Genomic DNA, 25,439 nt, shown 5'->3' on the forward strand with positions numbered 1-25,439 from the left:
GGGGACACAGGGTGCACAAAGCATGACCCCAACGTGCGACGGATCACAGACGTGAACGTCCGGTGACGCTTTAACTAAATTTTAACGGATTTTTTCCGTTTCTTTAGTGTGTTCTTAACAAATTCAAGGGTTTAGGCCGTTAGCATGCCCCGACCCGGCCTCATAGCCGGCGGCGGCACGGACCGTGCCAGCCGTCGAACGGTGGTCAGGCGGCGTCATCCGAACCCGATGGATCGGGTTCCTTGAGCGACGCCAGGGCGTCCGCCAATGCCTTTTGCGCGTACGCCGACATGGGTAAGGCTTTCCGGCTCTGTTGCACAGGCACAGCCGCCGGCGCTGTCGTTTTGACGATCAGTTCAGCTGCATCCAGCCCGACGGAACGGGCCGCGTCGAGTAGTTCCGGAGCCGCGAGCCGCAGCTTGGCCCGCCACACCGGAGCATCGACGACAAATACGAGCTTGCCGTTCTCGAAGTTAGCCAGCCGCGCGTGCGCGGCCAGCGAAGGCGGCAAGAGGGGGCGTAACCGTCGGTCCAGACCGTCCAGCCAGAGCGCTCGACGGATCGGGTTCCCCGCCGGCTCCGCGAGCAGCGCTTCGAGCGCGTCGCGAGGGGTCGAGGGGGGGCGCGTTGGTGGTTTGGACTTGGAATCAGACATAGAACAAATGACCTATCAAACCATCGTAAACAAATCGCGGGCGCAGCTGGGGACCTTCTTCCAGCACGTCGGCCACTTCGGCGGACGCCGTCCTGCCGTCGCGGTCGCTCTGCTCCTGGGTACCGGCGTGGCGCTGGGCGCCGGCGCCGGTATCGCCGATAACGCCATGCTGCGCGCCCAGGTGCGCGACCAGCAGGCCCAGATCGACGCCACCCGCCGCGATGCCCAGCGCGAGATCAACGCCCTGGCCGCCCGCATGGGCGAGCTGCAGGCCGAGGCCAACCGCCTCAACGCGCTCGGCGAGCGCCTGACCCGTATCGGCCAGCTGCAGGACGGCGAGTTCGACTTCAACAAGCCGGTCGGCCAAGGTGGCGCCGGCCCGGTCCGGGACATGCCCAAGGCCGAGTTATCGATCGGCATGGCCAAGCTGGACGGCCAGTTCAAGGCCTCCGGCGAGCAGCTGTCGGTGCTGGAATCGCTGCTGTTCAACCGCCAGCTCGACATGAACGCCGTGCCTTCGCGCGCGCCGATCGCCAACAGCTATATCACGTCCGGCTTCGGCGGCCGCGCCGACCCGTTCAACGGCGGCAGCGCCTTCCACAAGGGCATCGACTTCGAAGCCGACGTCGGCGACCCGGTGCTGGCCGTGGCCGACGGCGTGGTCAGCTATTCCGGCGTGCGTTCGGGCTACGGCAACGTGGTCGAAGTCGACCACGGCAACGGCTACGTGACCCGATACGCGCACAACTCGCGCCTGCTGCTCAAGGTCGGCGAACTGGTCCGTGCGGGCCAGGAAGTGGCCAAGGCCGGCTCCACCGGCCGCTCCACCGGCGCCCACGTGCATTTCGAGGTCTGGGAGAACGGCCGGGTCGTGAACCCGGTCAAGTTCTTGAACCAGCAGTCGCCGCTGCGGGGGTGAGGAAGGCCTGCTTGCGAGCCACTGGCTCGCAGGCCTGACGAACGCCCGCCGCGCTGCGGCGGGCTGGGTGAGTAGGGCCGGTTTGCGAGCCACTGGCTCGCGGCCCGCCGAACGCCCGCCGCGCTGCGGCGGGCTGGGTGAGAAGGGGCGGTTTGCGAGCCACTGGCTCGCGGCCCGCCGAACGCCCGCCGCGCTGCGGCGGGCCGGAGCCTCACCAGAGTCCCTGCGCCTGTTCGAAGCACGACTGCCAACAACGGCGCCCACGGGCGCCGTTGGCGTTTCCAGGCCCCGGCACCCATGAATGCGGGACCCGCCGCCGGCCGCCGTTCCCCCTTGCAAGCGCCGGGGCGCGGCCCAAGCTAGAATGAGCGTTGGCTTAAGACCAGGCTCGATGCGATCGGGGCGCCAGGCGCTCCGATTCCGTCTCTGGACCTTCCTCAATCGGGAACTCGCCGGCGGTTAAGCGTTCTTAACGCGTTCCGCCCTCGGATTCCTGTTCCGCTTCACGGACCCGTTCATGCTCAACAGCCTGCTTACCCGCGTTTTCGGCAGTCGCAACGATCGCCTGCTGCGCCAACTGCAACGCTCCGTCGTCAAGATCAACGCGCTCGAACCGGAGATGGAAAAGCTCTCCGACAGCGAGCTGCAGGCCAAGACCCCCGAATTCCAGCAGCGCATCGCCGCCGGCGAAAGCCTGGACAAGCTGCTGCCGGAGGCGTTCGCGGTTTGCCGCGAGGCGTCCAAGCGCGTGCTCGGCATGCGCCACTACGACGTGCAGCTGATCGGCGGCATGGTCCTGCACCTGGGCAAGATCGCCGAGATGCGCACCGGCGAGGGCAAGACCCTGGTCGGCACGCTGCCGGTCTACCTCAACGCGCTCGAGGGCAAGGGCGTGCACGTGGTCACCGTCAACGACTACCTGGCGCGGCGCGACTCGGCCTGGATGGGCCGGCTGTACAACTGGCTGGGCCTGAGCGTGGACGTGGTCTACCCGGGCATGGCGCACAGCGACAAGCACGCCGCCTACGCCGCCGATATCACCTACGGCACCAACAACGAATTCGGCTTCGACTACCTGCGCGACAACATGGCGCTGTCGAAGGAAGACCGCTTCCAGCGCGGTCTGCATTACGCGATCGTCGACGAGGTCGACTCGATCCTGATCGACGAGGCGCGCACGCCGCTGATCATTTCCGGCCCGGCCGACGAGTCGCCGGAGCTGTACATCAAGGTCAACCGCATCGTGCCGTCGCTGATCCGCCAGGAGAAGGAAGACGGCGAGGGCGACTACTGGGTCGACGAGAAGGGCAAGCAGGTGCACCTGTCCGAGTCCGGCCAGGAACACGCCGAAGACCTGCTGCGCCGCGCCGGCATCCTGCAGGGCGACGAAGACAGCCTGTACGGCGCCAACAACCTCAGCGTCGTGCACCACCTCAATGCGGCGCTGCGCGCGCATGCGATCTACCAGCGCGACGTCGATTACATCGTGCGCGACGGCGAAGTGGTGATCGTCGACGAGTTCACCGGCCGCACCCTGGCCGGCCGCCGCTGGTCGGACGGCCTGCACCAGGCGGTCGAGGCGAAGGAAGGCGTGCCGGTCCAGCGCGAGAACCAGACGCTGGCATCGATCACCTTCCAGAACCTGTTCCGCATGTACAAGAAGCTGGCCGGCATGACCGGTACGGCGGACACCGAGGCCTACGAGTTCCAGAGCATCTACGGCCTGGAAGTGATCGTGATCCCGACCCACCGGACCATGGTGCGCAAGGACCATCCGGACCAGGTCTTCCTCAACCGCGCCGGCAAGTACCGCGCGGTGCTCAACGAGATCAAGGACGCGCACGGCCGCGGCCAGCCGGTCCTGGTCGGCACGACCTCGATCGAAGTCTCGGAAATGCTCAGCCAGCAACTGCGCGAGGCCGGCGTGCCGCACGAGGTGCTCAACGCCAAGCAGCACGAGCGCGAAGCCAACATCGTGGCCCAGGCCGGCCGCCCGGGCGCGATCACCATCGCCACCAACATGGCCGGCCGCGGTACCGACATCGTGCTCGGCGGTTCGCTGGAAAGCGAACTGGCGGAGCTGGCCGCGCAGAACGAAGGCCAGCCGGTCGACGAGGTCACCCACGCGCGCCTGAAGGCCGAGTGGCAGCGCCGCCACGACGCGGTCAAGGCCTCGGGCGGCCTGCATATCGTCGGCACCGAACGCCACGAATCGCGCCGTATCGACAACCAGTTGCGCGGCCGCGCCGGCCGCCAGGGCGACCCGGGTTCCTCGCGCTTCTACCTGTCGCTCGAAGACAACCTGATGCGCATCTTCGCGGCCGACTGGGTCCAGCGCGTGATGGCGCGCATGGGCCTGAAGGAAGACGACATCATCGAAAGCCCGCTGGTGACCAAGCAGATCGCCAACGCGCAGCGCAAGGTCGAGGCCCACAACTTCGACATCCGCAAGAACCTGCTCGACTTCGACGACGTCAACAACGACCAGCGCAAGGTGATCTACGGCCAGCGCGACGAGCTGCTGGAAGCCGACAGCGTGCAGGACAACGTCGACGGCATCCGCGAGGACGTGGTCGCCGACTTGGTCGCGCGCTACGTGCCGCCGAATTCGGTCGACGAGCAGTGGGACCTGCCGGGCCTCGAGGCCGGCATCGCCGAGGAATTCGGCGTGCAGTTGGACATGGTCGATTTCGCCCGCAGCCACGACGAGCTCGACGCCGAGGGCGTCGCCGCGCGGGTGGTCGAGGCGGTCAATCAGCACTTCGCCGATCGCGAGGTCCAGCTCGGCGCCGAGACCATGCGCATGCTGGAGAAGCACATCATGCTCAACGTGCTCGACCAGAACTGGAAGGAGCATTTGGCGCGCATGGACTACCTGCGCCAGGGCATCCACCTGCGCGGCTACGCCCAGAAGCAGCCGAAGCAGGAGTACAAGAAGGAAGCCTTCGAGCTGTTCTCGGACATGCTGGAGAAGGTCAAGCGCGAGGTGGTGACCCTGCTGTCGCGCGTGCGCATCCGCAACGAGGAAGAGATCGCGGCGATGGAAGCGCAGGAGCGCGCCCAGGCCGAGGCCCAGGCCCGGCAGATGCAGTTCCAGCACGCCAGCGCCGGTGGTTTCGGCGCCGACGAAGAGGCCGCCGAGGTCTCCGAAGAGGCCTTCGCCAACGTCGGCCGCAACGATCCCTGTCCCTGCGGCAGCGGCAAGAAGTACAAGCACTGCCATGGGCAGCTGGCCTGACAAGGCCGGGAATAGGGAACCGGGAGTCGAGAGGAGCAGGACGGAAACCGAGCCTGCTCCTCCGGACGAAACGGCCAGCGCGCACGGCTTCGCCGATTCCCCATTCCCGACTCCCCATTCCCGCGTAGTGGAAGTCGTCGCCGGCGTGATTCGCGACGCGCGCGGCCGCATCCTGCTCACCCGCCGCACCGAAGGCCGCGACCTGGCCGGTCTGTGGGAGTTTCCCGGCGGCAAGCGCGAGCCCGGCGAATCGCCCGAGGCCGCGCTGCAGCGCGAACTGCACGAAGAGTTGGGCATCGACTGCGAGGTCGGCGCGGCCCTGATCGAGGTGCCGCAGGCCTATCCGGACAAACGCCTGCGCCTGGACGTGCGCGAACTCAAGCACTGGCGCGGCAGCGTGCGCGGCCGCGAGGGCCAGGCCCTGGTGTGGGTGCCGCCAGCCAAGCTGGCCCGCTACGAAATGCCGCCGGCCGACCGTCCCGTGGTCGCAGCGTTGCTGCAGCCCGATCGCTACCTGGTCACGCCCGCGCCCGGCGCGGACGATGCGAGCTGGCTGGCGGCCTTGGAACTGGCGTTGGCGTCCGGCGTCCGCCGGATCCAGCTGCGCGCGCCCGATACCGCGCCCGAGCGCTGGCGCGCCTTGGCCGCTGCTGCGGTGGCGCGCTGCCGCGCCGCCGACGCCGAGGTTCTGATCAACGGCGACGCCGAACTGGCGCGCACCTTGGCGGTCGGTTTGCACCTGCGCGCGGCGCAGCTGCGCGAACACGAGCAGCGACCCTTGCCGGCGGGGCTGCCGCTGGCCGCTTCCTGCCACGACGCCGACGAGCTGCGCCGCGCCCAGGCCCTGGGCTGCGACTTCGCGGTGGTCGGCGCGGTCCGCGCCACGCCCAGCCATCCGGGCGCGCTAGGCATCGGCTGGGAAGGGTTCGCGGCCCTGCGCGAGGCGGTTTCGCTGCCGATCTACGCGATCGGCGGCCTGGGCCCCGAGGACATCGCGCCGGCGCGCGCGCACGGCGCCCAGGGCGTGGCCGCGATCCGCGGCCTGTGGCCCGGCGCTGCCGCGATCGCCGCGGCCTGAGCGCAAGACCGGCAAACAGCGTCCGTTGCAGGAACCGTGCCGCGATCCGGGGCCAGCATCGGCGCCGTTCGCACGCGGTTCTTCCCGCCTGTGGGAGCGGCATAAGCCGCGATGCGAGCGCCCAGGTCGCCACAACTCGGGCGCGGAACCCGCCGCCTGTAAGAGCGGCGTAAGCCGCGATGCGAATGCCCGCGTCGTCGCCTGAGAGAGCGATCGCCCTTGAGGCAATCAGCCCGCGGCCAAAGCCCGATAACGCCGATCCAAGGCCGCGATCTGCCGGTCCAACGCCTCCAGCGGGCCGTCGTTGACGATCACGTCGTCGGCGATCGCCAGCCGCGCCGCGCGCGTGGCCTGGGCCGCGATCATGCGTTCGGCCAGCTCGGCCTCGACCCGGTCGCGCGCCATCACGCGCGACCGCTGGACCGCGACCGGCACATCGACCACCAGGATGCGCTGCAGCCAGGGATAGGCCTCGCGGCCGCCGCCTTCGGCGAGCAGCGGGATCGCGGCGATCGCATAGGCGCCGGGCGCGCGCTCGCACTGCGCCAGCAGCAGGGCGCGCACGCGCGGATGGACGATGGCTTCCAGGCGCCGGCGCGCATCGGGATCGGCGAACACAAGGCGCCGCATCGCGGCCCGGTCCAGGCCGCCCTGAGCGTCCAGCACTCGATCGCCGAACGCGGCCACGACTTCGGCCAGCCCGGCCGAGCCGGCTTCGACCGCCGCGCGCGCGGCCACATCGGCATCGGCCACGATCACCCCCAGCGCTTCGAAACGCCGCGTCACTTCGCTCTTGCCCGAGGCCACGCCGCCGGTCACCCCGACGCAGAACGCGGCCATGGCGGTCAGCGCAGCCCGGCGTAGCGCATGTAAGCGCCGACCAGTTGCTCGCCCCAGAAGAACACGATCCAGCCCGCGATCGCGAGGTAGGGCCCGAACGGAATCGGAGTCGCCTTGTCGCGCCCGCGCGCGGTCAGCCAGATCGAGCCGATGATGGCGCCGACCAGGGACGACAGCAGGATGGTCGGCAGGATGCCCTTGAGCCCGACCCAGGCGCCGATCGCGGCCAGCAGCTTGAAGTCGCCGTGGCCCATGCCTTCCTTGCCGGTCAGCTGTTTGAACACCCACCATACCGACCACAGGCTGAGGTAGCCGGCGATCGCGCCGAGCAGGGCCGGCTTGGTGCTGAAGTACAGATTGTCGGAACTGGCGATCAGCCCCAGCCACATCAGCGGCAGGGTGAGCTGGTCGGGCAGCAGCTTGGTGCGGAAGTCGATCCCGGACAGCGTGATCAGGAAGGTGCTGAACACGATCGCGCCGAAACCCTGCCAGCCGAAGCCGAAGCGCCACACGCAGGCCAGCACCGCCAGCATGGTCACCAGCTCGACCAACGGGTACTGCGGCGAGATCGGGGTCTTGCAGTGACGGCAGCGCCCGCGCAGGAACAGGTAGCTGAAGACCGGGATGTTCTCGTACCAGCTCAGCTGGTGCTTGCAGTGCGGGCAGTGCGAGCGTTCGACCACGATGCCGGGAGGCGGCGGGTCGTAGATCTCCGGCAGCTCCAGGATCTCGCGGGCGTCGCGGTTCCACTGCCATTCCAGCCGCTTGGGCAGGCGCAGGATGACCACGTTGAGGAAACTGCCGACCAACAGCCCGAAACCGGCCGCGAGCGGAAACCCGAGGCCGGGGTTCTGATCCAGGAATGCCATGCGCGAAGGATAACCCCGGGTCGGTCAGATCGTCGCGGCGAGCTTGAAGATCGGCAGGTACATGCCGATGACCATGCTGCCCACGATTACGCCCAGCACCATCATGATCAGCGGCTCGAGCAGGCTGGACAGCGCATCGACCGCGTTGTTGACCTCTTCCTCGTAGAACTCCGCGACCTTGAACAGCATGGTGTCGAGCGCGCCGGCCTCTTCGCCGATCGCGGTCATCTGGATCACCATGTGCGGGAACAGGTTGACCTGCTTCATCGACATGTTGAGCTGGTAGCCCACCGCGACGTCGTCGCGGATGCGGCGCACGGCGGTCTCGTAGACCACGTTGCCGGTGGCGCCGGCGACGGTGTCCAGGGCCTCCACCAGCGGCACGCCGGCCTTGAAGGTCACCGCCAGCGTGCGCGCGAAACGCGCGATCGCCGAGTTGTGCAGGATCTGCCCGACCACCGGGATCTTCAGCATCATGCGGTCGAGGAAATGGGCGAAAGCCGGAGACCGGTTCTTGGCCATGATGAAGCCCACGCCCGCGCCGATCACCAGCAGCAGCACCGCCCACCAGTACGCGATCATGAAATCGCTGGCGCCGATGATCATCAGGGTGAACGCAGGCAGCTCGGCGCCGAAGCTCTCGAAGGTCTTCTGGAACTGCGGCACCACGAAGATCAACAGGATCGCGCTGACCAGGATCGCCACGGCGACGACCGTGGCGGGGTAGAACAGCGCCTTCTTGATCTTGCCCTTCAGGCTCTCGATGTTTTCCTTGTAACTGGCGACGGTGTCGAGCACCGTTTCCAGCACGCCCGCCGATTCGCCGGCCTTGACCAGGTTGCGGTAGAGCTCGTCGAACTGGACCGGGTGCTTGCTCAGCGCCTCGTGCATCGACGAGCCGCCTTCGAGGTCGGCGCGGATCGTGTTGATCAGCGTCTTCATCTTCTGGTTCTTCTGGCCGCCGGCCATGATCTCCAGCGAGGTCACGATCGGCACGCCCGACTTCATCATGGTCGCGATCTGGCGGCTGAAGATGGCGATGTCGCGCGGCGTGATGCGTTTGCCGGCGCCGCCCAGGAACGGCTTGCCCTTGGGCTTGACCGTGCCGGGCGTGATGCCCTGGCGGCGAAGTTCGGCGCGCAGCATGTTGGCGTTCTTCGCCGCCTGCTCGCCCTTCATGACGACGCCGCGCTTGTCCTTGCCTTCCCAGACAAAGATTTCGAGCGGATTGGGGCGGCGGACGGGGGTCTGCTGCTTGGTCGCGGTGCGGGTCGCGGACATGGTTTAGTCCTTGGTAACGCGGTTGATTTCGGAGAGGCTGGTGACGCCGTTCCTGACCTTCATTAACGCCGATTGGCGCAGGTCGCGGACGCCGGACTTCAATGCGGCGGCGGCGATCTGCATCGCATTGCCGCCTTCCAGCACGATGGCCTGGATCTGTTCGGTCATGGGCATGACCTGGTAGATGCCGGTACGTCCCTTGTACCCCTCGGTGCAATCCGGACAGCCGGCGGGCTCGTAGATCTTCAGGCCGCCGACGATCTCGTCGTGGCTGAAGCCTTCGGCCAGCAGCGCGTGTTCGGGCAGGTGAACCTCGCGCTTGCAGTCGTGCAGGCGCCGGGCCAGGCGCTGGGCGATGACCAGGGTCACCGACGAGGTGATGTTGTACGGCGCCACGCCCATGTTCATCAGGCGCGCGATGGTCTGCGGCGCGTCGTTGGTGTGCAGGGTCGACAGCACCATGTGGCCGGTCTGGGCGGCCTTGATCGCGATTTCGGCGGTCTCCAGGTCGCGGATTTCGCCGACCATGATCACGTCCGGATCCTGGCGCAGGAAGCTGCGCAGCGCGGCGGCGAAGGTCATGCCGCGCTTCACGTTCATCTGCACCTGGTTGATGCCCGGCACGCGGATTTCGACCGGGTCCTCGACCGTGGAGATGTTGCGCATGTCGTCGTTGAGGATGTTCAGCGCGGTGTACAGCGACACCGTCTTGCCCGAACCGGTCGGGCCGGTGACCAGGACCATGCCGTAGGGCTTGACCACGGCACCGACGAACAGCTCCTTCTGGTCTTCCTCGTAGCCGAGCTTGTCCACGCCCAGGCGCGCCGCGCTGCCGTCGAGGATACGCAGCACGATCTTTTCGCCGAACAGGGTCGGCAGGGTGCTGACGCGGAAGTCGATCTGCTTGGTCTTGGACAGGTTGAGCTTGATGCGGCCGTCCTGCGGCACGCGCTTCTCGGCGATGTCCAGCTGCGCCATGACCTTCAGACGCGCGGCGATGCGCGGGCTGAGCTTGACCGGCACCTTGGCGACCTGCTTGAGCAGGCCGTCGATGCGCAGGCGCACGCGGTATTCGGTTTCGTAGGGCTCGAAGTGGATGTCCGAGGCGCCGCGGCGGATCGCGTCCACCAGCACCTTGTTGACGAACTTCACCACCGGAGTGTCGTCGCCCTTGGCGTCGACGCCGCTGTCGCCGGCCGCGGTCAGGTCGTCGTCGCCGCTGCCGACGTCGAGCGACTCCAGGCCTTCCTCGTTGACGCCGTCGCCGAGCGCGTCGGCCGACTCCAGCCACTGGTCCAGGCTGCGCCGGATCGTGTCCTCGTCGACCAGGATGGCCTCGATCACCAGATTGGTCTGGAACTTGATCTCGTCCAGGGCGCGGGTGTTGGTCGGATCGGCCAGGCCCACGAACAGCTTGTTGCCGCGCTTGAACAGCGGCAGCACGGCGTGCTTGCGGACCAGCTCCTCGCTGACCAGCTTGATCGCCGATTGCGAGGCGTCCAGCGTGGCCGCGTCGAACAGCGGCACACCGAACTCGATCGAGTTGGCGGCCGCCAGCTGACCGGCCGAGACCAGGCGCTTTTCGGACAGGTAGGTTGCGATCGGCTTGCGTTCGCTGCTGGCCGTGGCCATGGCCTCGCGGGCCGCGGTCTCGTCCAGGGCGCCGTCCAGCACCAGACGCCGGGCAATGCCGGTGATCCCCACCAAGTTGGCGGTAGCGACGCTAGACATCGCAGTCCTCGGTTTTTCCCCAGGCCGACTTTACCCCAATCCGTGGGCCACGCGAGCGGACAACGGTCGCCTTTTCGCTCGCCGGAAGCCCACGCAGGCCATATTGCGGGGCTCGAACGGGCATTGGACCGCGTCGCCGGTGAACGGTTCAGCGATGCGCGATCAGGGCCTCGAGCCGGGTCAGGCGGGCCTGGCCGGCGCGGTCGTAGGCACGCGTGCGCTCGGCCAACTGCCCGAGCACGCGTCGGGCGCAGTCGGTCCGGCCGTTCTTTACGCAGGCCTGGACCAGCAGGTCGCCGATCTCGGCCGCGGCCTGCGGCGACCATGCCCGCTGCGCCTGCGCCTGGGCCTGCGGCCAGCGGCCCGCGCGCGCGTACAGCAGGGCCGCGACGAAACGCAGTTGCCGTTTGGGCGTGGCCCGTTCGGGTTGCGCCGAGGCTGCGTCGAGCAGGCTCTCGACCGTGGCGATCGCCTGCGCGTCGCCGATGCGCGGGCAGCGCCCCGGTGCCGACGCCTGCGCGAGCAGGTCGGCGACCAGCACCTCGTCCAGGGTGATCTGGGGCTGGCGGTCGGCGAGCGCGCGCTGCAGCTGCGCCGGATCGGGGTCGCGCCCGCCGAGGCAGGCGATCGAGACCAGGTCGATGCCGGCCAGCATGCGCCGGCGCGGCAGCGGGCTGCGCAGCAGCGTGCCCATCTGGGCCATGGCCAGGTCGTAGCGGTTCGCGCTGAGGTCGATGAAGGCCTGGGTCTGGCGCGCGCGCAGCGAGCCGGGGTGGTGGAGCAGGGCGTTGGCGACGATGTCGGCCTTGCTGCGCCAGGTCGTCACCCGGCCCTGCGCGGACCAGGCCAGCAGGGCGCAGACCGCGACCAGGGCCAGCCCGCCGAAGTATCGGCGCCGCGGCTGCGCCTGGCGTGCCGGCAGCAGCGCGAACAGGCCCATCGCCGCCAACGCCAGACCGATCGAGGGCAGGTAGTTGCGGTGTTCGTAGTACATCTCCAAAGGCAGCAGGCCCGACTCGACCGAATGCGCGGCGAGAAAGAAGAACCAGCCGGCGAAGACGCTGGGCGCGCGCTTGCGCAGCGCGATGGCGATCGCGCTCAGGCCCAGCAGCAGCGCGATCGCCGCGGCCGTGGTCGCCGGCGCGAACAAGCCGGTGGACACCGCGACATCGTCGCGGAACAGGGTCATCCGCTCGCCGCGCGGCAGCAGCAGGTTGCCCAGGTACTCGCACAGCACGCGCGCCTGGGTGAGCAGACGCTGGAGCGGGTTGAAGTCCCATTCGGCATAGCCGCCCAGCAGCGCGTCGGGCACGAACGCCAGCATCGCGAGCACGGCCGCGGCCGGCAGCGCCAGGAACAGGGCGAAGAACAGTTTGATCGACGGCGGTCGCGGGCCGCGGAAATACGCCAGTTCCAGTACCAGGCACAGCAGCGGCGCGATCGCCGCGTTCTGCTTGCTGAGCACGCCGGCGGCCAGCAGCAGCGGAAACACCAGGAACAGCAACAGCCAGGCCGATCGCGGCCGCCCGTCGGCCAGACGCCGACGCGCGACCAGGTAGGCCAGGGTGGCGCCCAGCGCGAACAAGGCGCTGAGTTGGGCCATGCGCTGCACCGCGTACAGCACGGTGCTGACCTGGATCGGATGCAGCAGCCATAGCGCGACCGCGGCCGCGGCCAGCAGCCGCGCCTGCGGCGCCAATGCGGCATCCTCGTCGAGCGTGCGGCGCAACAGCCGGAACGCGACCAGGCCGCAGAGCAGGTGCAGCAGCAGGTTGCCGATCTTGTAGGACAGCGGGCCGGGACCGCCGAGCCCGGCGGTGAGCAGGAAGCTGAGCATGGACACCGGGCGCGAATCGATCAGTCCGTCCTGGCCCAGCACGACCTGCCGCCAATCGAGCTGGCCGTTGTACCAGGGCCGCAGCGGCGCCAGATTGGCCGCATCGTCGAACAGGAAGGGCCCATTCAGGCCGTTCCAGTACAGGGCCACGGTGGCCACGGCCGCGCATAGCAGCAGCCAGCGCGCGGCGTCCCAGCGCGCCGCGGTGCCGCTCAGGTCGGCGCTCAGCGCCTTACTCAGCGACATGGAGTCGAGCGCTCGATGCAGGCGCGTCGCGACGGCGGCCGCTGGTGCTCGCGCGCATCGGTTCAAGGATGATCGCCACCGTTGCGGTGGTCGCTGCAGCGGTCATGGCGTGTCCGGTCGAGTCCCCGTGACGACTTTAACGCATACGAGTGCGGCGGCTGCGGCGCCCACCGCGATCTGTGGCGATGCGCACGGCCCGGCGTACGCGCGTCTCATTAGCGCTGGGGCGCGGCCAGCATCTGGCGTATCGCGGCGAGTTCGGATTGGCCGAGACTGTCGTAAGGCTTCATGCGCCGTTCGAGCTCGGCGAGTACTCGCAGTGCGCCGTCGGTGGCGCCGCGCGCGGCCAGGATCTTGGCCAGCAGCGCGCCCGTCGGCAGGTCGCCGCTGGCGGCCCAGGCGATCTCGGCCTGGGTCTGGGCGGCGGCCAGGTCGCCGACGCTGGCGTAGACCTCGGCCGCGAGCAGGCGGGTCAGCCACTTCGGCCGCGACGACTCCGGCTGAGTCGGCGTGGCCGCCAGCGTGCGCACCACCGTGTCGGCGAATTCGCGCGCTTCGAAGCCGCAACCGCGCGCGGCGTTGAAACGGCCCAGCAGCCGCAGCGCCTGGATCTCGAAGACGGTGGAACTGGGCGGCGCCTGGGCGGCGATCGCGTCGAGCGCCGCGCGATCGGCGGGCAGGCCGGCGCGGCAGCGCGCGGTGATCAGGTTGATGCGGCCCAGCCGGCGCCGGCGCGGGTCCGGGCTCGCGGCCAGCGACTCCATCAGCGCGATGTTGCCGCGCAGATCGCCGCGCGCGAGCAGTACGCCGCTGAGGTCGTAGAGCGCGCGCAGCGAATGCGGATGCTCGCGCACGCCTTCGGTCGCGATCGTGTCCATGCGCTGCCAGACCGACACGCGCGAGGACGTGATCGTCGCCAAGGCCGCGATCGCCAGCGCCGCCGCGCCCAGCAGTTGCAGCCGATAGCCCGGCCGCGAGCGCAGGCGCTGCGGCAACAGCGCGGTGAGCCCCACCAGCGCCAGCGCCACGCCGACCAGGGGCAGATAGTTGCGGTGCTCGTAGTACAACTCGACCGGCAAGAAGCTCGACTCCACCGCATGCGCGGCGAGAAAGAAGAACCAGCCCAGGCAGGCGCTGGGCGCCGAGGCCCGCCAGAACCAGGCCGCGACGCTGATCGCGATCAGGGCGACGATCGAGCTGAGCGTGGAGATCGGCGAGAGCAGGCCGGTCGAGGCGGCGAAGTCGTCCGTGTACAGGCCCAGCGCCGGCCCGTATGGCAGCGCGATATGGCCGAGGTAGGCCATCAGCGCGCGCGGTTCGCTCATCAGCCGCTGCGCCAGGCTGAAGTCCCATTCCGAATAGCCGCCGAGCAGCAACTGCGGCGCGAACGCCAGCGAGGCCAGCGCGACCAGCGCCGGCGCGAACAGGAACAGGCCGAAGAACGCCTGCACGGGGCGCGCCGCGGCGCCGTCGCGCTTGAAGCAGGTCCACTCGATCGCCGCGCAGATCAGCGGCGCCACCGCCGCGTTCTGCTTGCTGAGCAGGCCCAGCAGCACCAGTAGCGGGAAGGTCAGGAACAGCTTCGAGCGCGCGGGCCGCAGTTGGCCCGCGGCGATTTCCTGGCGCGCGACCAGGTAGACCAGCACCGCCGCCAGCACCAGCAAGGTGCTCAGCTGCGCCATGCGTTGCACCGAATACAGCACGGTGCTGACTTGCAGCGGGTGCAGCAGCCACAGGCCGCTGGCGATCGTCGCCAGCAGCGGCGCCTGCGCGCTCAGGCGCGGATCCAACGCCAGCAGGCGGCGCAGCAGTTGCCATACCAACAGGCCGCACAGCAGGTGGACGACGAGGTTGCCGAGCTTGAACGAGAACGGCTCGAATCCGCCCAGGGTGGAGGTCAGGGCGAAGCTGGCCATCGCGACCGGCCGCCCCGCCAGCGGCGAACCGCGGCCGAGCACCGCCTCGGCGAAGCTTGCCTGGCCGGCCAGCCAACGCTGGATCACCGGGAAGGTAACGCCGTCGTCGAGCAGGAAGGGGCCGCTCAATCCGCGCCAGTAGATAGCTGCCGCGGCCAGCACCAGCAGGGTCAGACCGATCGCGGCCAGGCGCGCGTAAGCGACATCGGTCGGTGCCGGGACGGCGGAAGCGGGCGGTGCGGAGGAAGCGTCGAATCGCATGATCGGCGGCACCGAGGTAGCCGACCCGCCGCCGCAAGGCGCGTAGTGGGCGTGGTGTGGACGGGGTTCGTGTAGCGGCGAGGCGATCCTGCGTCATCGCCTTTCGCGCTGTCCAGCGTCGGGCCGCGAATGCGCAAACCCGGCCTCAAACGCGCCGACGGCCGCATTGCGCGGCCGTCGGGTGCTGCCGATGCTGGAGCGAGCTCTTAGCCGCGGCACTCGGCCGGCAGCTGCGAGTCGTTGTCCTGACCGCTGGCGGTGCAGGTCCACTCGATGCGGCCGCTGTTCTGGGTGCTTTCCGGATCCAGTTCGAAGGTGGTGACCGGGCCGCCAGTGCTGCGCGTCACCGAACGCACGGTGCCGCCGGGCTGGACCACCACCGAAGCACAGTAATCACTGCCGGTGAAGGTGAAGCCGGTGCTGGTCGCGGTGATGTTGTCCAAGCCTTCGGCGGAGTGCGCGGTTTCGGACACCGCGAGCTTAGCGGCCGCGGAAATGTGCAGGCACTCGGCATTCTTGGTGCGGATCGAATAGTCCTGGTAGGCCGGCAGCGCGATGGCGATCAGAATGCCCAGGATGGCGATCACGATCATGAGTTCGATGAGGGTGAAGCCCTCGGCGTGACGCTTGTTCATGGACCCTCTCCAGTGAGCTCGATTCGGGTCGGCACCGTCGGAGTTGCGTTCCGCAGCGGCATCGATCCCCCCCCTGAATCAGTACTTGAGCAAGGAGCATGCCAAGTCCGCGCTTGTGACGGCGGTCATATTTGTGACGCCATTCAGCTCGCTGCCCCAGGCTGCCGTCGGGATCGCAGCGCCTGCAGCGTCGGCATATGACGCTGCCTGGCAACTTCCTGCGGCCGCTCGTCGCGGACGAACGGAAAGCGGCCGCGGCGCGTGCCTATGGGGCCGGGCCGGCAGCGGTTTCGGTCGCGCTTCGCGCCGCGCTGCGGCGACGCCGGTCGTCTATCGCCTTGCGCAGTTCGCGCAGGTATTTCTGGCCGATCCCATCGTAGGGCCGGGTCTGCGCCTTCAGGCTGGCATAGGTGCGTTCGGCCTCCGCCAGCTTGCCGTTCTGCACGTATAGACGGACCAGCATTTCGCCGACCGCGAAATCGGCGCCCGGCTGCCAGGCCAGCGCGGCCTGAGTCTCGGCTTGCTGCCATCGACGCGCGCGCGCATAGAACTCGGCCGCGATCGCCCGGGTCACCCACTTGGAACGCAGGTGCTCGGGCTGCGCGTGGGCGGCGTCGAGCAACTTTTCGGTGGTCTGCGCCATGTCCAGCAGACTGACCTCGCCGCAGCCCTTGCCGGCGATCTTCGCCATCTGCATCAGCGTTTGCGACTCGAAGATCGTCAGCTGCGGCTGCGCGTCGGAGAGAGCGCGTTGGAGCAGGGCGCGATCGGCCTTGCCGTCGCGCAGGCACTGGGTGGTGATCAGGTTGAGGTTGGCCATCAGACGGTTGCGCGGCGTCGGGCTCTTGGCCAGCTGCGTCAACAGACGTTCGCTTTCGTCGTACTTGCCGCCCAGCAAGGCCAGGGTCGACAGGTCCAGATGGGCGCGCATCGAATCCGGATGGAACTTCAGCGCTTGCATCACGATGGTGTCGTAATGGCGCCAGACCAGGGCGCGGCCGAGCGTGGCGAAGGCCAGCACCGCGGCCAGGCCGGCGACCGCGAGCAGGGCCAGCCGATTCGGGCCGGGTGCCGGTTCGGCGCGACGCGGCGCCAGTGCGCCCAGGCCCGCGACCGCCAGCAGGATGCCGATCGAGGGCAGGTAGTTGCGATGCTCGTAGTACATCTCGATCGGCAGGAAGCTCGACTCCACGCCATGCGCGACCAGGAAGAAGAACCAGCCGGCGAACAGGCTGGGCGCGCGCTTGCGCAGCGCGATCGCGGCCAGGCTGATCGCGGCCAGCAGCAACAGCGCCAGCAGCGTCGAAGGCGGCGACAGCAGGCCGGTCGAAGTCGCGAAGTCGTCGGTGTACAGGCCCATGCGCGGCGCATACGGCAGCAGCAGGGTGCCGAGATAGTCGGCCAAGACGCGGGCCTGGGTCAGCAGGCGCTCGGCCAGGCTGAAATCCCACTCGGCGTAGCCGTCGAGCAGACGCTCCGGCGCGAGGGTCAGCAGGGCGACGGCACCGGCCATGGGCAGGACCAGGAACAGGCCGAAGAACGCGAGCACGGGCTTGGGGCGCGGGCGGCCGAAGTAGGCCAGTTCCAACACCAGACACAAAGCGGGTGCGACCGCGCCGTTCTGCTTGCTGAGCAGCGCGGTCAGCATCAGCAACGGGCACAGCAGGAACAGCCATGCGATCGCGGCGCGGCCGCGGCCGTCGGCTAGCTGCCGACGCGCATGCAGATAGGCCCACAGCGAAGCGAGCACGAACAGCGTGCTGAGCTGGGCCATGCGTTGCACCGCATAGAGCACGGTGCTGGCGTGCAGCGGGTGCAGCAGCCACAGCGCGGCCAGCAGCCCGGCGATCAGGTCGGCGTGCGGGGCCAGGCGTCCGTCGCGGGCGAGCGCGCGGCGCAGCACCTGCCAGCCGAACAGGCCGCAGATCAGGTGGACGATGAGATTGCCCAGCTTGTAGGAGAACGGCGTGTCGCCGCCCAGCCAGCCGCTGAGCATGAAGCTGAGCATCGAGACCGGCCGTGCGTACAGCCAGGAGGCGTTACCCGGCACCACTTCCTGCCAGGAGGCCTTGCCGGCCAGCCAGCCGTGCAGGGCGCCGAAGGCCGCGTTGTCATCTAGCACGAAGGGGCCGGTCAGGCCGGGCCAGTAGATCGCGGTGGTGACCAGCATGGCGGCGAATAGCAGCAAACGAACGCGCATGCGAGGCCGGCCTTTCTTATGGGTTGCTGAGGCTAACGGCGTCGGCCAGCGAAGCGCAATGGCGAGGCTCGAAAAAAAAAGCCCCGGCGAACCGGGGCTTTGATTTGAATCGTAGAGCTCAGACTTACGGGATGCGGCACTCGGCCGGAACCTGCGAGTCCGGAGCGGTCGAGCGGCAGGTCCACTCGATGCGGCCCGACCCAGCGGCCATGGCCGGGGTCAGGGTGTGCACGGCGTCGGCGGCGGCGCCGGTCGAGCGGGTGGTCATGCCGATCACACCGTTGGCACCGACTTCGACACGGTTGCAGTAGTCGCTGGGCAGGAACGAGTAGCCGGTGTTGGTGGTGGTGACCAGACCCAGCGAACCACGGTCCTGAGCGGTCTCGGACACGGCCAGCTTGGCGGCGGCGGCGACGTTCAGGCACTCGGTGTTCTTGGTGCGGATGGTGTAGTCCTGGTACGCCGGCAGAGCGATGGCGATCAGGATGCCCAGGATCGCGATGACGATCATCAGTTCGATCAGGGTGAAGCCTTGCTGGTTGTTCTTCATTGGTGTTTCCCCTAGGAGTGGTGAACTTCACGTGCCTGCTGGCCCGGCTTGGCGGTCCGTCGGCTTGCCGTGCGTTACTGCACGTGCGGTGAAAGCTTACGCACAACCCATGCCAACAAGGACAACTTAAGTCTCTAAAAGACTGCCTTGCAGGTGCCTACACGTCGAATGAGAGCGCAGTCGCAGTTAATTGGTGAACGACGGCAGGCACGGAGAAGTCACATTGGGGAATATTCTTCAATCAGGCCAAGATATGGCGATAAATATTATTTCTAATCCTGGTTAGGATTTGCATTTTTTAGAATGCAAAAAAAGCCCCGGCGAACCGGGGCTTCCAAATGGCAGATCTGGCTAGCGGCTTATTAGCGGCATTCGGCCGGAACCTGCGAGTCCGGTGCGTTGGAGTTGCAGTCCCATTCGATGCGGCCCGAGCCGGCTGCCATTTCCGGGACGAGCGTGTGGGTCGCATCCGTGGGGGCGCCGGTGCTGCGGGTGACCATGGTGATGCTGCCGCCGTCTTCGACCGTGACCGACTTGCAGTAGTCGCTCTGAACGAACGAGTAGCCGGTGTTGTCTTCGGTGACCCCGCCCAACGAACCACGGTCCTGAGCGGTCTCGGACACGGCCAGCTTGGCGGCGGCGGCGACGTTCAGGCACTCGGTGTTCTTGGTGCGGATGGTGTAGTCCTGGTACGCCGGCAGAGCGATGGCGATCAGGATGCCCAGGATCGCGATGACGATCATCAGTTCGATCAGGGTGAAGCCTTGTTGATTGTTTTTCATGGTTTTTTCCCTAGGAGTGGTGTGTGTCACGTGCTTGCCGGCGCGGCCCGGCGATCCGTCGTCTGCCGCGCTTGAGGCCCGTGCCCTAGGTGTCACGCACAACTCGTGCCAGCCTGTTTAGGACCGAAAAATTTCTAAAAAGAAAATTCGGTCACAGTTGGAGCCGCTCCCGGAGGCGAGCGAGCTGCCTTTTTTTGTCAGTCGCCGAGGCTGTGGTGACCATTTGCGTCACATCCGTCGCCGAGCCCCGGCGCTAGCGCCGGCGGCCGACGAGGAGGCGGGCGCCGACGGTGGCCGCGGCGGTGACGGCGGTCGCAGCTCGACGGTCGCCGCATCGCAGGCCGGGGGTGAACTTGCATACTAGGTGCGCAGCATCGACCCCTGCGCCCGCTACCGCATCGCGGACACGGCACGCGCAGGCGCCGCATCGATGCCCGTACGCCTTGGGGGCCGAGTGATCCGCGAAATCCTGATGATCGTGTTTGTGGCGTGCTCGACCCTGGGCAGCCAGTTGTTGATCAAACGCTCGCTGCTGCAGCTGGCCGTGCGCAGTCCGGACCTCAAGGGCTTCGACTGGCTGATGGCCGCGGTGCTGTCGCCCGGGGTGCTGTCTGCGGTCGCGATCCAGGGCCTGGGCTTCGTGATCTGGGTGGTGGTGGTCAGCAAGGTCAAGCTCGGTCTGGCCTTCGCGATCAACGGCGCGTCCTTTTATATATTGATGGCGGTGGTGAGCTGGTGGCTGTACGGCGAACGCCTGACGCCGGTGCAGTGGGGCGGCATAGTGCTGGTCTCGACCGGCGTGCTGATGCTGTCGTCGATGGGGCAAAGCGCCTGAGCCTGGCCGCCATGTCCGAGCCGCTGCATTCCTTCGTCGTTCCCGCCTACGGGCGTTCGCCGCATCTGCGCGCGTGCCTGGACTCGTTGCGCGCGCAAAGCCTGCCCTCGCGTCTGCACCTGGCGACCTCCACGCCCTACGAGGGGCTGGTCGAGCTCGCGCACGAATACGGCGCCACGCTCGCGGTGCACTCGCCCAATGCCGGCATCGGGCGCGACTGGAACCAGGCCCTGGCCCAGGCCGACACGCCCTGGGTCACGGTCGCGCATCAGGACGATATCTACTTGCCCGAGTTCACCCGCCGCACCCTGGATGCGGCCGCGGCGCACCCGCATGCGGCGCTGCTGTTCACCGGTTACGCCGAGTTGCTGGGCGACAGCGAGACGACGCGCGACGCCACCGCGATGCTGCGGATCAAGCGGGTGCTGCTGGAGCTGGCGTTCCTGGGGCGCGGCGCGATCGCGCGGCCGGGCGCCAAGCTGCGCGCGCTGCGCTTCGGTTGCCCGATCCCGTGTCCGTCGGTGACCCTGGCGCGCGGTGCGGCGCCGCTGCATTTCCGCGAAGACCTGCGCGTGAACCTGGATTGGGACGCCTGGGTGCGGCGCGCGCGGGAGCCGGGCGCGTTCGTGTACATTCGCGAGCAGTTGATGCTGCATCGCATCCATCCCGGCAGCGAGACCAGCGCGGGCGTGCGCGATGGGGTGCGCGCGGCGGAGGACCAGATGATGTTCGATTCCCTGTGGCCGCGGCCGATCGCACGCACCTTGGCGCGCGCCTACCGTCTGTCCTACCAAAGCGCATGATGAGCCAGCTAGCCGAACCGATCGCCGCCGCCGCGCTGCCTGGGCTGGAGCCCGCGACCGATGCGCCGCGGATCGCCGTGGTCGTGCCCTGCCACCGCGTGCGCGCCCATATTCTGGGCGTGATCGAGGACGTGCCGGCCGCGGTATGGCGCATCTACGTGGTCGACGACGCCTGCCCCGAGCAGTCCGGCCGCTACGTCGAGAGCGAATGCCGCGATCCGCGCGTGCGGGTGCTGTTCAACGAGGTCAACCTGGGCGTGGGCGGCGCGGTGATGGCCGGTTACCGCAGCGCCGTCGCCGACGGCGCCGACGTGGTGGTGAAGATGGACGGCGACGGCCAGATGGCCGGTGCCGCCCTGCCGCAGCTGGTCGGCCCGATCCTGCGCGGCGACGCCGATTACACCAAGGGCAACCGCTTCTACGACCTGGCCCAGATCGGCCGCATGCCCAAGCTGCGCATCTTCGGCAACGCCATGCTGTCGTTCATGACCAAGATCTCGTCCGGCTACTGGGACGTGTTCGACCCGACCAACGGCTATACCGCCATCCACGCCAAGGTCGTGGCCAAGCTGCCGCTGAAGAAGATCAGCCGGCGCTACTTCTTCGAGACCGACATGCTGTTCCGGCTCAACATCATCCGCGCGGTGGTGGTGGACGTGCCGATGGACGCGCGTTACGGCGCCGAGACCAGCAACCTGCGTATTTCCAAGATCCTGTTCGATTTCCTGTTCAAGCACCTGCGCAACACCTTCAAGCGCGTGTTCTACAACTATTTCCTGCGCGATCTGTCGCTGGCTTCGATCGAGCTGGCGCTGGGCTTACTGTTCGTGCTGGTCGGTACCGCGCTGGGCGCGAAGTTCTGGTTCGAGTCCTTCCTGACCGGCGTCACCGCCTCGGCCGGCAGCGTCATGCTGGCGGCCCTGCAGGTGATCGTCGGCATTCAGCTGGTGCTGGGCTTTCTGGCCTACGACATCGCCTCGGTGCCCAAGCGCACCCTGCACCCGCTGCTGCCCTCCGGCGACGAATGAGATGAGCGGCGAGTTCGACGAGCGCTATACCGCCTACCAGACCGACCGCAGCGCGCTGCGGCGCGTGGTCCGGCGCATCTACCTGCGCAGTGCGGCGGCGCAGTTGCGCGGACCCACCCTGGACTTCGGCTGCGGCGTCGGCGAGTTGCTGGAACGCCTGCCGGCCGGTTCCAAGGGCCTGGAGTACAACCGCGCTACCGTCGCGCATTGCCGTGCGCGCGGCCTGGATGTGGATTGGTACGACGGTTACGCCGACGATTGGAGGCTGACGCCGCTGAGCGGTCAGCGTTTCGAGTCGATGGTGATCAGCCACGTGCTGGAGCACTTCGACGGTCCCGGCGCGATCGCGTCGCGGCTGCTGCGCGCGGCGCGCGAACTGGGCGTGCGGCGGGTGCTGGCGATCGTGCCGGGGCGCGCCGGCTATCGCATCGACGACACCCATCGCACCTTCGTCGATCGTCAGATGCTGGCCGATCCCGCGCTCGCGGCCGGCAGCGGTTTCGCCCTGCAGCGGGCGCGTTACTTCCCCGGCGACCTGCGCAAGATCGGCGACTGGTTCCCGCACCACGAGCTGCAGGCGCTGTTCGTCCGCCGCGATTGAACACGCCGCGCCGATGCGCGGCGGGCGGGCCTCAATCGATCCCGAGCTTCTTGAGCTTGTAGCGCAACGCGCGGAAGGTAATGCCCAGCGCGGCGGCGGTGCGGGTCTTGTTGTAGCGGTTTTCCTGCAGCGCCTGCTGGATCGCGGCGCGTTCGATTTCCTCGATGTACGAGGGCAGGGCGCTGGTCGAGGTGTCGCGTGGATTGAGCGTGCGCGGATCGACGCCGGCCGAAGGTGCGGCGGGCGTCGCCGGCGCGCCGGCCACGGGCGCGGGCGCCTGGGTCGACAGGCGCGGCAGGCGCAGGTCGCTGGCGTTGAGCAGTTCGCCCTCGGCCAGGGCCAGGGCGCGCTCGAGGATGTTCTCCAGTTCGCGCACGTTGCCCGGGAAGGCGTAGGCGCGCAGCGCTTCCAGGGCGTCGTCGCCCAGGCGCGGGATCGGGCGGCCCTGGGCGTTGGCCAGGCGCTCGAGCACCTTGCTGGCCAGGCCGGGCAGATCGTCCAGGCGTTCGCGCAGCGGCGGCACGCGCAGCTCGATCACGTTGATGCGGTAGTAGAGGTCCTGACGGAAGCGGCCGTCGGCGACCAGCGCGGCCAGATCCTTGTGGGTGGCCGAGAGGATGCGCACGTCGACCACGACTTCGGCCTGGGCGCCGACCGGACGGATCGACTTTTCCTGGATCGCGCGCAGCAGCTTGACCTGCATCGGCAGCGGCAGCTCGGCCACTTCGTCCAGGAACAGGGTGCCACCGTCGGCGGCCTGGAACAGGCCGGGCTTGTCGACGTGGGCGCCGGTGAAGCTGCCTTTCTTGTGGCCGAAGAATTCGCTTTCCATCAGTTCGGCCGGGATCGCGCCGCAGTTGACCGGCACGAACGGGCCGCTGGCGCGGCCGCCCTCGGCGTGGATGGTGCGCGCGACTAGTTCCTTGCCCACGCCGGACTCGCCGGCGATGTAGACCGGGGCCTGGCTGCGCGCCACCTTGCCGATGGTCTGGCGCAGCTTGGCCATGGCCGGCGACTCGCCGTACAGGCGCGAGGCGACCGTGTCGGCGGTGCTGCGGCGGCTCTCGTTCAGTTCCAGCGCGTGCCGGACCAGGTCGCGCAGCACGGTCAGCTCGACCGGCTTGGCGACGAAATCGAAGGCGCCGGCCTTGAGCGCCTCGACCGCGGCTTCGACGTTGCCGAAGGCGGTGATCATGGCGACCGGGGTGTCCGGGTGCTTCTGGCTGATCTCGGCGATCAGCTCCAGGCCCGACCCGTCGGGCAGGCGCATGTCGGTGAGGCACAGGTCGTAGCGATTGCGGGCCAGCTGGCTGCGCGCCTCCGAAACGCTGGAGGCGGTATCGCAACGCAGGCCCATGCGGCCCAAAGTCATGACCAACAACTCGCGAATATCGCGCTCGTCGTCGATCACCAGTGCACTACGAGTTTCAGCCATTGCGTCCTCCGCCCGACACGATAGCTTAAGGGTGGGTCACGGCCAAGCCGGGAGCGTGCGCCAGGTCACGCCGGCAGCATCGCGTTGATGCCGGAGAGGTGGATGCGGAAGCAACCGCCGCCGCCCGGCATGGGCACGTAGTCCAGCGAGGCCTGGTTGGCCCGGCACAGCTCGCGCGCGATGTACAGGCCCAGTCCGGTGCCGTGGCTGGAGGTGGTGAAGAACGGCCGGAACAGCCGCGCGGCCACCGATTCGGGGATGCCCGGGCCGCGGTCCAGCACGTCGATCACCGGCACCGCGCCCGCGTCCAGGTAGGCGTGCACCGTCACCCGCGCCGGTTCGCCGGGCATGCGGCCGTAGGTCAGGGCGTTGTGCACCAGCACGGTCAGGGCCTGGTGCAGCTGGCGCGGATCGACCAGGGCCGGGATGCGCGGCTGGGTCGCGGTCGCGCGCAGGCTGTCCAGTTCGATCGGGTGGCTGGTGTTGTACTCGTCGACGAACTGGCGGTTGAACGCGACCAGGTCGACGTGCTCGGGCTTGGCCGGTTCGCGCCGCGCCATGCCCAGCACGTTCTCGACGATGCCGTTCATGCGGGTGCCCTGCTGGCGCACGATCTCGAGCAGGCGGCGGTCGGCGACGGCGATGTCGCGCGACTCCTCCAGCAATTGCACGGCGTAGCTGATCGCGGCCAGCGGATTGCGGATTTCGTGGGCGAGGCTGGCCGAAAACCGGCCCAGCGCGGCCAGGGTGATCGATTCGGCGCGGCGGGAGACCAGCGAGGTGTCGTCGAGGAAGATCAGGGTCTGGTCGCTGCCGGCGAGCAGGCGGGTGAAGCGCGGCACCACCTCGGGCTGGTCGGGCGCCATCTGCAGCGGGGTCTCGTCCGGGACCGCGTCGGCACGCCAGCGCCCGAGCCGGCGCGCGAGCTCGGGCGAGGCGATGGCCAGGTTGCGGTGGCTGTGGTCGGAGTGCTCGCCGGGGTCGCCCAGCAGCAGCATCGCGGCCTCGTTGGCCAGGCGCAGGCGGCCTTCGCCGTCGACCAGCAGCACGCCGGTGCGCATGCGCCGGATGATGAGTTCGTTGATCTCGGCGTAGTTGGCGGCCTCGGCGCCGCGGCGCTCGGCCAGGGCCGAGCTGGCGCGCATCTCGCGCCCGAGCAGGCTGGTCAGGGTGGCGATGGCCATGAAGCCCAGGGCGAACATCACCGGCTCGCCGACCACGCGTTCGCTGCCGTTGCCGACCAGCTCGCTGAAGGCGTATTCGCCCAGCAGCAGGGCCACCGCGATCACCGCCATGCTCAGGCCGTAGCGCATGCGCAGCAGCAGGGCCGCGGCGCCGACGTTGAACACCAGCATCAGGGCGATGCCGGTGCCGGCCGCGGGCAGGGCGTGCAGGGCCAGGATGCCGGCCAGCAGGTCGACGGTGATGCCGATCAGGGCCTGGGTGTGGAGGTCGCCGCGGCGCCCGGACACGAACAGCAGCATCGCCGCCAGCATGTAGCCCAGGACCACGGCGCGCGCGAGCAGGGGCAGGCTGGGGGCGCGGATCAGGACCTGGGCCGGCCCGAACACCAGCAGGGCCAGCAGGGCGGCCTCCAGCAGCCGGTACAGGGTGAAGAAGTACAGCTCGCGGCGCAGCGCGTGGTCGGCATCGGTGGCGGCGACGGGGGCGAGACCTGACGGCAAGCGGCTGTCCCTAG

General features: G+C 68.5%; 20 protein-coding genes. 7 read left to right on the plus strand and 13 right to left on the minus strand.

Annotation, left to right across the window (positions count from 1 at the left end; translation table 11 throughout):
- Nucleotides 1–205 precede the first annotated feature (205 nt).
- Entirely contained in the window at nt 206–655 is a 450-nt protein-coding gene (locus V1318_RS07160) for a DUF721 domain-containing protein (protein WP_332938932.1), read from the minus strand.
- Between the two features lie 7 nt (nt 656–662).
- Between V1318_RS07160 and V1318_RS07165 the strand changes: the two genes are divergently transcribed.
- From V1318_RS07165 to V1318_RS07175, 3 genes are all read left to right on the plus strand, one after another.
- Complete coding sequence (locus tag V1318_RS07165; protein WP_332938934.1) at nt 663–1,574, plus strand: M23 family metallopeptidase; 912 nt, start codon at nt 663–665, stop codon at nt 1,572–1,574.
- Between the two features lie 517 nt (nt 1,575–2,091).
- Nucleotides 2,092–4,812: a preprotein translocase subunit SecA gene (gene secA, locus V1318_RS07170; RefSeq protein ID WP_332938936.1), complete on the plus strand. Its 2,721-nt coding sequence runs from the start codon at nt 2,092–2,094 to the stop codon at nt 4,810–4,812.
- A gap of 127 nt (nt 4,813–4,939) precedes the next feature.
- Nucleotides 4,940–5,890 carry a Nudix family hydrolase gene (locus tag V1318_RS07175; protein ID WP_332938938.1) on the plus strand — a complete coding sequence of 317 codons (951 nt, stop codon included), beginning with the start codon at nt 4,940–4,942 and terminating at the stop codon, nt 5,888–5,890.
- Between the two features lie 228 nt (nt 5,891–6,118).
- Here V1318_RS07175 and coaE read toward each other — a convergent pair whose 3' ends face one another.
- From coaE to V1318_RS07225, 10 genes are all read right to left on the minus strand, one after another.
- Nucleotides 6,119–6,730, minus strand: coding sequence for a dephospho-CoA kinase (coaE, locus tag V1318_RS07180; protein WP_332938939.1), 612 nt, complete (start codon nt 6,728–6,730; stop codon nt 6,119–6,121).
- Nucleotides 6,731–6,735: 5 nt separating this feature from the next.
- The gene (locus V1318_RS07185; RefSeq protein ID WP_332938940.1) at nt 6,736–7,599 is read right to left on the minus strand and encodes an A24 family peptidase; all 864 of its coding nucleotides are present in this window, start codon (nt 7,597–7,599) and stop codon (nt 6,736–6,738) included.
- A gap of 24 nt (nt 7,600–7,623) precedes the next feature.
- On the minus strand, nt 7,624–8,880 hold the full coding sequence (locus V1318_RS07190) for a type II secretion system F family protein (protein ID WP_332938941.1): 1,257 nt from the start codon (nt 8,878–8,880) through the stop codon (nt 7,624–7,626).
- Between the two features lie 3 nt (nt 8,881–8,883).
- A complete protein-coding gene (gene pilB, locus V1318_RS07195; protein WP_332938943.1) occupies nt 8,884–10,611 on the minus strand; it encodes a type IV-A pilus assembly ATPase PilB in 1,728 nt (575 codons plus the stop codon).
- 148 nt (nt 10,612–10,759) lie between these two features.
- Nucleotides 10,760–12,694 (minus strand): hypothetical protein, encoded by a 1,935-nt coding sequence (locus tag V1318_RS07200; RefSeq protein ID WP_332938945.1) that lies wholly within the window; start codon nt 12,692–12,694, stop codon nt 10,760–10,762.
- Nucleotides 12,695–12,909: 215 nt separating this feature from the next.
- A complete protein-coding gene (locus V1318_RS07205; protein WP_332938947.1) occupies nt 12,910–14,871 on the minus strand; it encodes a hypothetical protein in 1,962 nt (653 codons plus the stop codon).
- 206 nt (nt 14,872–15,077) lie between these two features.
- The gene (locus V1318_RS07210) at nt 15,078–15,506 is read right to left on the minus strand and encodes a prepilin-type N-terminal cleavage/methylation domain-containing protein (protein WP_332938948.1); all 429 of its coding nucleotides are present in this window, start codon (nt 15,504–15,506) and stop codon (nt 15,078–15,080) included.
- Between the two features lie 265 nt (nt 15,507–15,771).
- Nucleotides 15,772–17,706 (minus strand): hypothetical protein, encoded by a 1,935-nt coding sequence (locus tag V1318_RS07215; protein ID WP_332938950.1) that lies wholly within the window; start codon nt 17,704–17,706, stop codon nt 15,772–15,774.
- Between the two features lie 124 nt (nt 17,707–17,830).
- Entirely contained in the window at nt 17,831–18,256 is a 426-nt protein-coding gene (locus V1318_RS07220; RefSeq protein WP_332938952.1) for a pilin, read from the minus strand.
- 362 nt (nt 18,257–18,618) lie between these two features.
- Nucleotides 18,619–19,038, minus strand: coding sequence for a pilin (locus V1318_RS07225; RefSeq protein ID WP_332938954.1), 420 nt, complete (start codon nt 19,036–19,038; stop codon nt 18,619–18,621).
- 472 nt (nt 19,039–19,510) lie between these two features.
- On the opposite strand from V1318_RS07225, the gene V1318_RS07230 reads away from it, so the two are divergent.
- The 4 genes from V1318_RS07230 to V1318_RS07245 are packed head-to-tail and all read left to right on the plus strand — an operon-like array spanning nt 19,511 to nt 22,305.
- On the plus strand, nt 19,511–19,873 hold the full coding sequence (locus V1318_RS07230) for an EamA family transporter (RefSeq protein ID WP_332938956.1): 363 nt from the start codon (nt 19,511–19,513) through the stop codon (nt 19,871–19,873).
- 11 nt (nt 19,874–19,884) lie between these two features.
- Nucleotides 19,885–20,676, plus strand: a complete 792-nt coding sequence (locus V1318_RS07235; protein ID WP_332938958.1) for a glycosyltransferase family A protein — start codon at nt 19,885–19,887, stop codon at nt 20,674–20,676.
- On the plus strand, nt 20,676–21,704 hold the full coding sequence (locus tag V1318_RS07240; protein WP_332938960.1) for a glycosyltransferase: 1,029 nt from the start codon (nt 20,676–20,678) through the stop codon (nt 21,702–21,704). The genes V1318_RS07235 and V1318_RS07240 overlap by 1 nt, the downstream gene beginning before the upstream one ends.
- Nucleotide 21,705: 1 nt before the next feature.
- A complete protein-coding gene (locus V1318_RS07245; protein ID WP_332938962.1) occupies nt 21,706–22,305 on the plus strand; it encodes a class I SAM-dependent methyltransferase in 600 nt (199 codons plus the stop codon).
- A 31-nt stretch (nt 22,306–22,336) separates the two neighbouring features.
- Here V1318_RS07245 and V1318_RS07250 read toward each other — a convergent pair whose 3' ends face one another.
- Together V1318_RS07250 and V1318_RS07255 are read right to left on the minus strand one after the other, a co-directional pair.
- Complete coding sequence (locus V1318_RS07250; protein ID WP_332938964.1) at nt 22,337–23,740, minus strand: sigma-54 dependent transcriptional regulator; 1,404 nt, start codon at nt 23,738–23,740, stop codon at nt 22,337–22,339.
- 65 nt (nt 23,741–23,805) lie between these two features.
- Nucleotides 23,806–25,425: an ATP-binding protein gene (locus tag V1318_RS07255; protein WP_332938966.1), complete on the minus strand. Its 1,620-nt coding sequence runs from the start codon at nt 25,423–25,425 to the stop codon at nt 23,806–23,808.
- Nucleotides 25,426–25,439 lie beyond the last annotated feature (14 nt).

It is taken from the genome of Lysobacter sp. CCNWLW3 (assembly GCF_036697405.1).
In the GTDB taxonomy this organism is placed as follows: domain Bacteria; phylum Pseudomonadota; class Gammaproteobacteria; order Xanthomonadales; family Xanthomonadaceae; genus Lysobacter.

Bases quoted from the DNA above. Each gene is read 5' to 3' on its own strand.
- V1318_RS07185 (WP_332938940.1), bottom strand. From the start codon at position 7,599: ATGGCATTCCTGGATCAGAACCCCGGCCTCGGGTTTCCGCTCGCGGCC.
- V1318_RS07205 (WP_332938947.1), bottom strand. From the start codon at position 14,871: ATGCGATTCGACGCTTCCTCCGCACCGCCCGCTTCCGCCGTCCCGGCA.
- secA (WP_332938936.1), top strand. From the start codon at position 2,092: ATGCTCAACAGCCTGCTTACCCGCGTTTTCGGCAGTCGCAACGATCGC.
- V1318_RS07235 (WP_332938958.1), top strand. From the start codon at position 19,885: ATGTCCGAGCCGCTGCATTCCTTCGTCGTTCCCGCCTACGGGCGTTCG.
- coaE (WP_332938939.1), bottom strand. From the start codon at position 6,730: ATGGCCGCGTTCTGCGTCGGGGTGACCGGCGGCGTGGCCTCGGGCAAG.
- pilB (WP_332938943.1), bottom strand. From the start codon at position 10,611: ATGTCTAGCGTCGCTACCGCCAACTTGGTGGGGATCACCGGCATTGCC.
- V1318_RS07210 (WP_332938948.1), bottom strand. From the start codon at position 15,506: ATGAACAAGCGTCACGCCGAGGGCTTCACCCTCATCGAACTCATGATC.
- V1318_RS07240 (WP_332938960.1), top strand. From the start codon at position 20,676: ATGAGCCAGCTAGCCGAACCGATCGCCGCCGCCGCGCTGCCTGGGCTG.
- V1318_RS07245 (WP_332938962.1), top strand. From the start codon at position 21,706: ATGAGCGGCGAGTTCGACGAGCGCTATACCGCCTACCAGACCGACCGC.
- V1318_RS07215 (WP_332938950.1), bottom strand. From the start codon at position 17,706: ATGCGCGTTCGTTTGCTGCTATTCGCCGCCATGCTGGTCACCACCGCG.
- V1318_RS07230 (WP_332938956.1), top strand. From the start codon at position 19,511: ATGATCGTGTTTGTGGCGTGCTCGACCCTGGGCAGCCAGTTGTTGATC.
- V1318_RS07250 (WP_332938964.1), bottom strand. From the start codon at position 23,740: ATGGCTGAAACTCGTAGTGCACTGGTGATCGACGACGAGCGCGATATT.
- V1318_RS07220 (WP_332938952.1), bottom strand. From the start codon at position 18,256: ATGAAGAACAACCAGCAAGGCTTCACCCTGATCGAACTGATGATCGTC.
- V1318_RS07225 (WP_332938954.1), bottom strand. From the start codon at position 19,038: ATGAAAAACAATCAACAAGGCTTCACCCTGATCGAACTGATGATCGTC.
- V1318_RS07200 (WP_332938945.1), bottom strand. From the start codon at position 12,694: ATGTCGCTGAGTAAGGCGCTGAGCGCCGACCTGAGCGGCACCGCGGCG.
- V1318_RS07165 (WP_332938934.1), top strand. From the start codon at position 663: ATGACCTATCAAACCATCGTAAACAAATCGCGGGCGCAGCTGGGGACC.
- V1318_RS07160 (WP_332938932.1), bottom strand. From the start codon at position 655: ATGTCTGATTCCAAGTCCAAACCACCAACGCGCCCCCCCTCGACCCCT.
- V1318_RS07190 (WP_332938941.1), bottom strand. From the start codon at position 8,880: ATGTCCGCGACCCGCACCGCGACCAAGCAGCAGACCCCCGTCCGCCGC.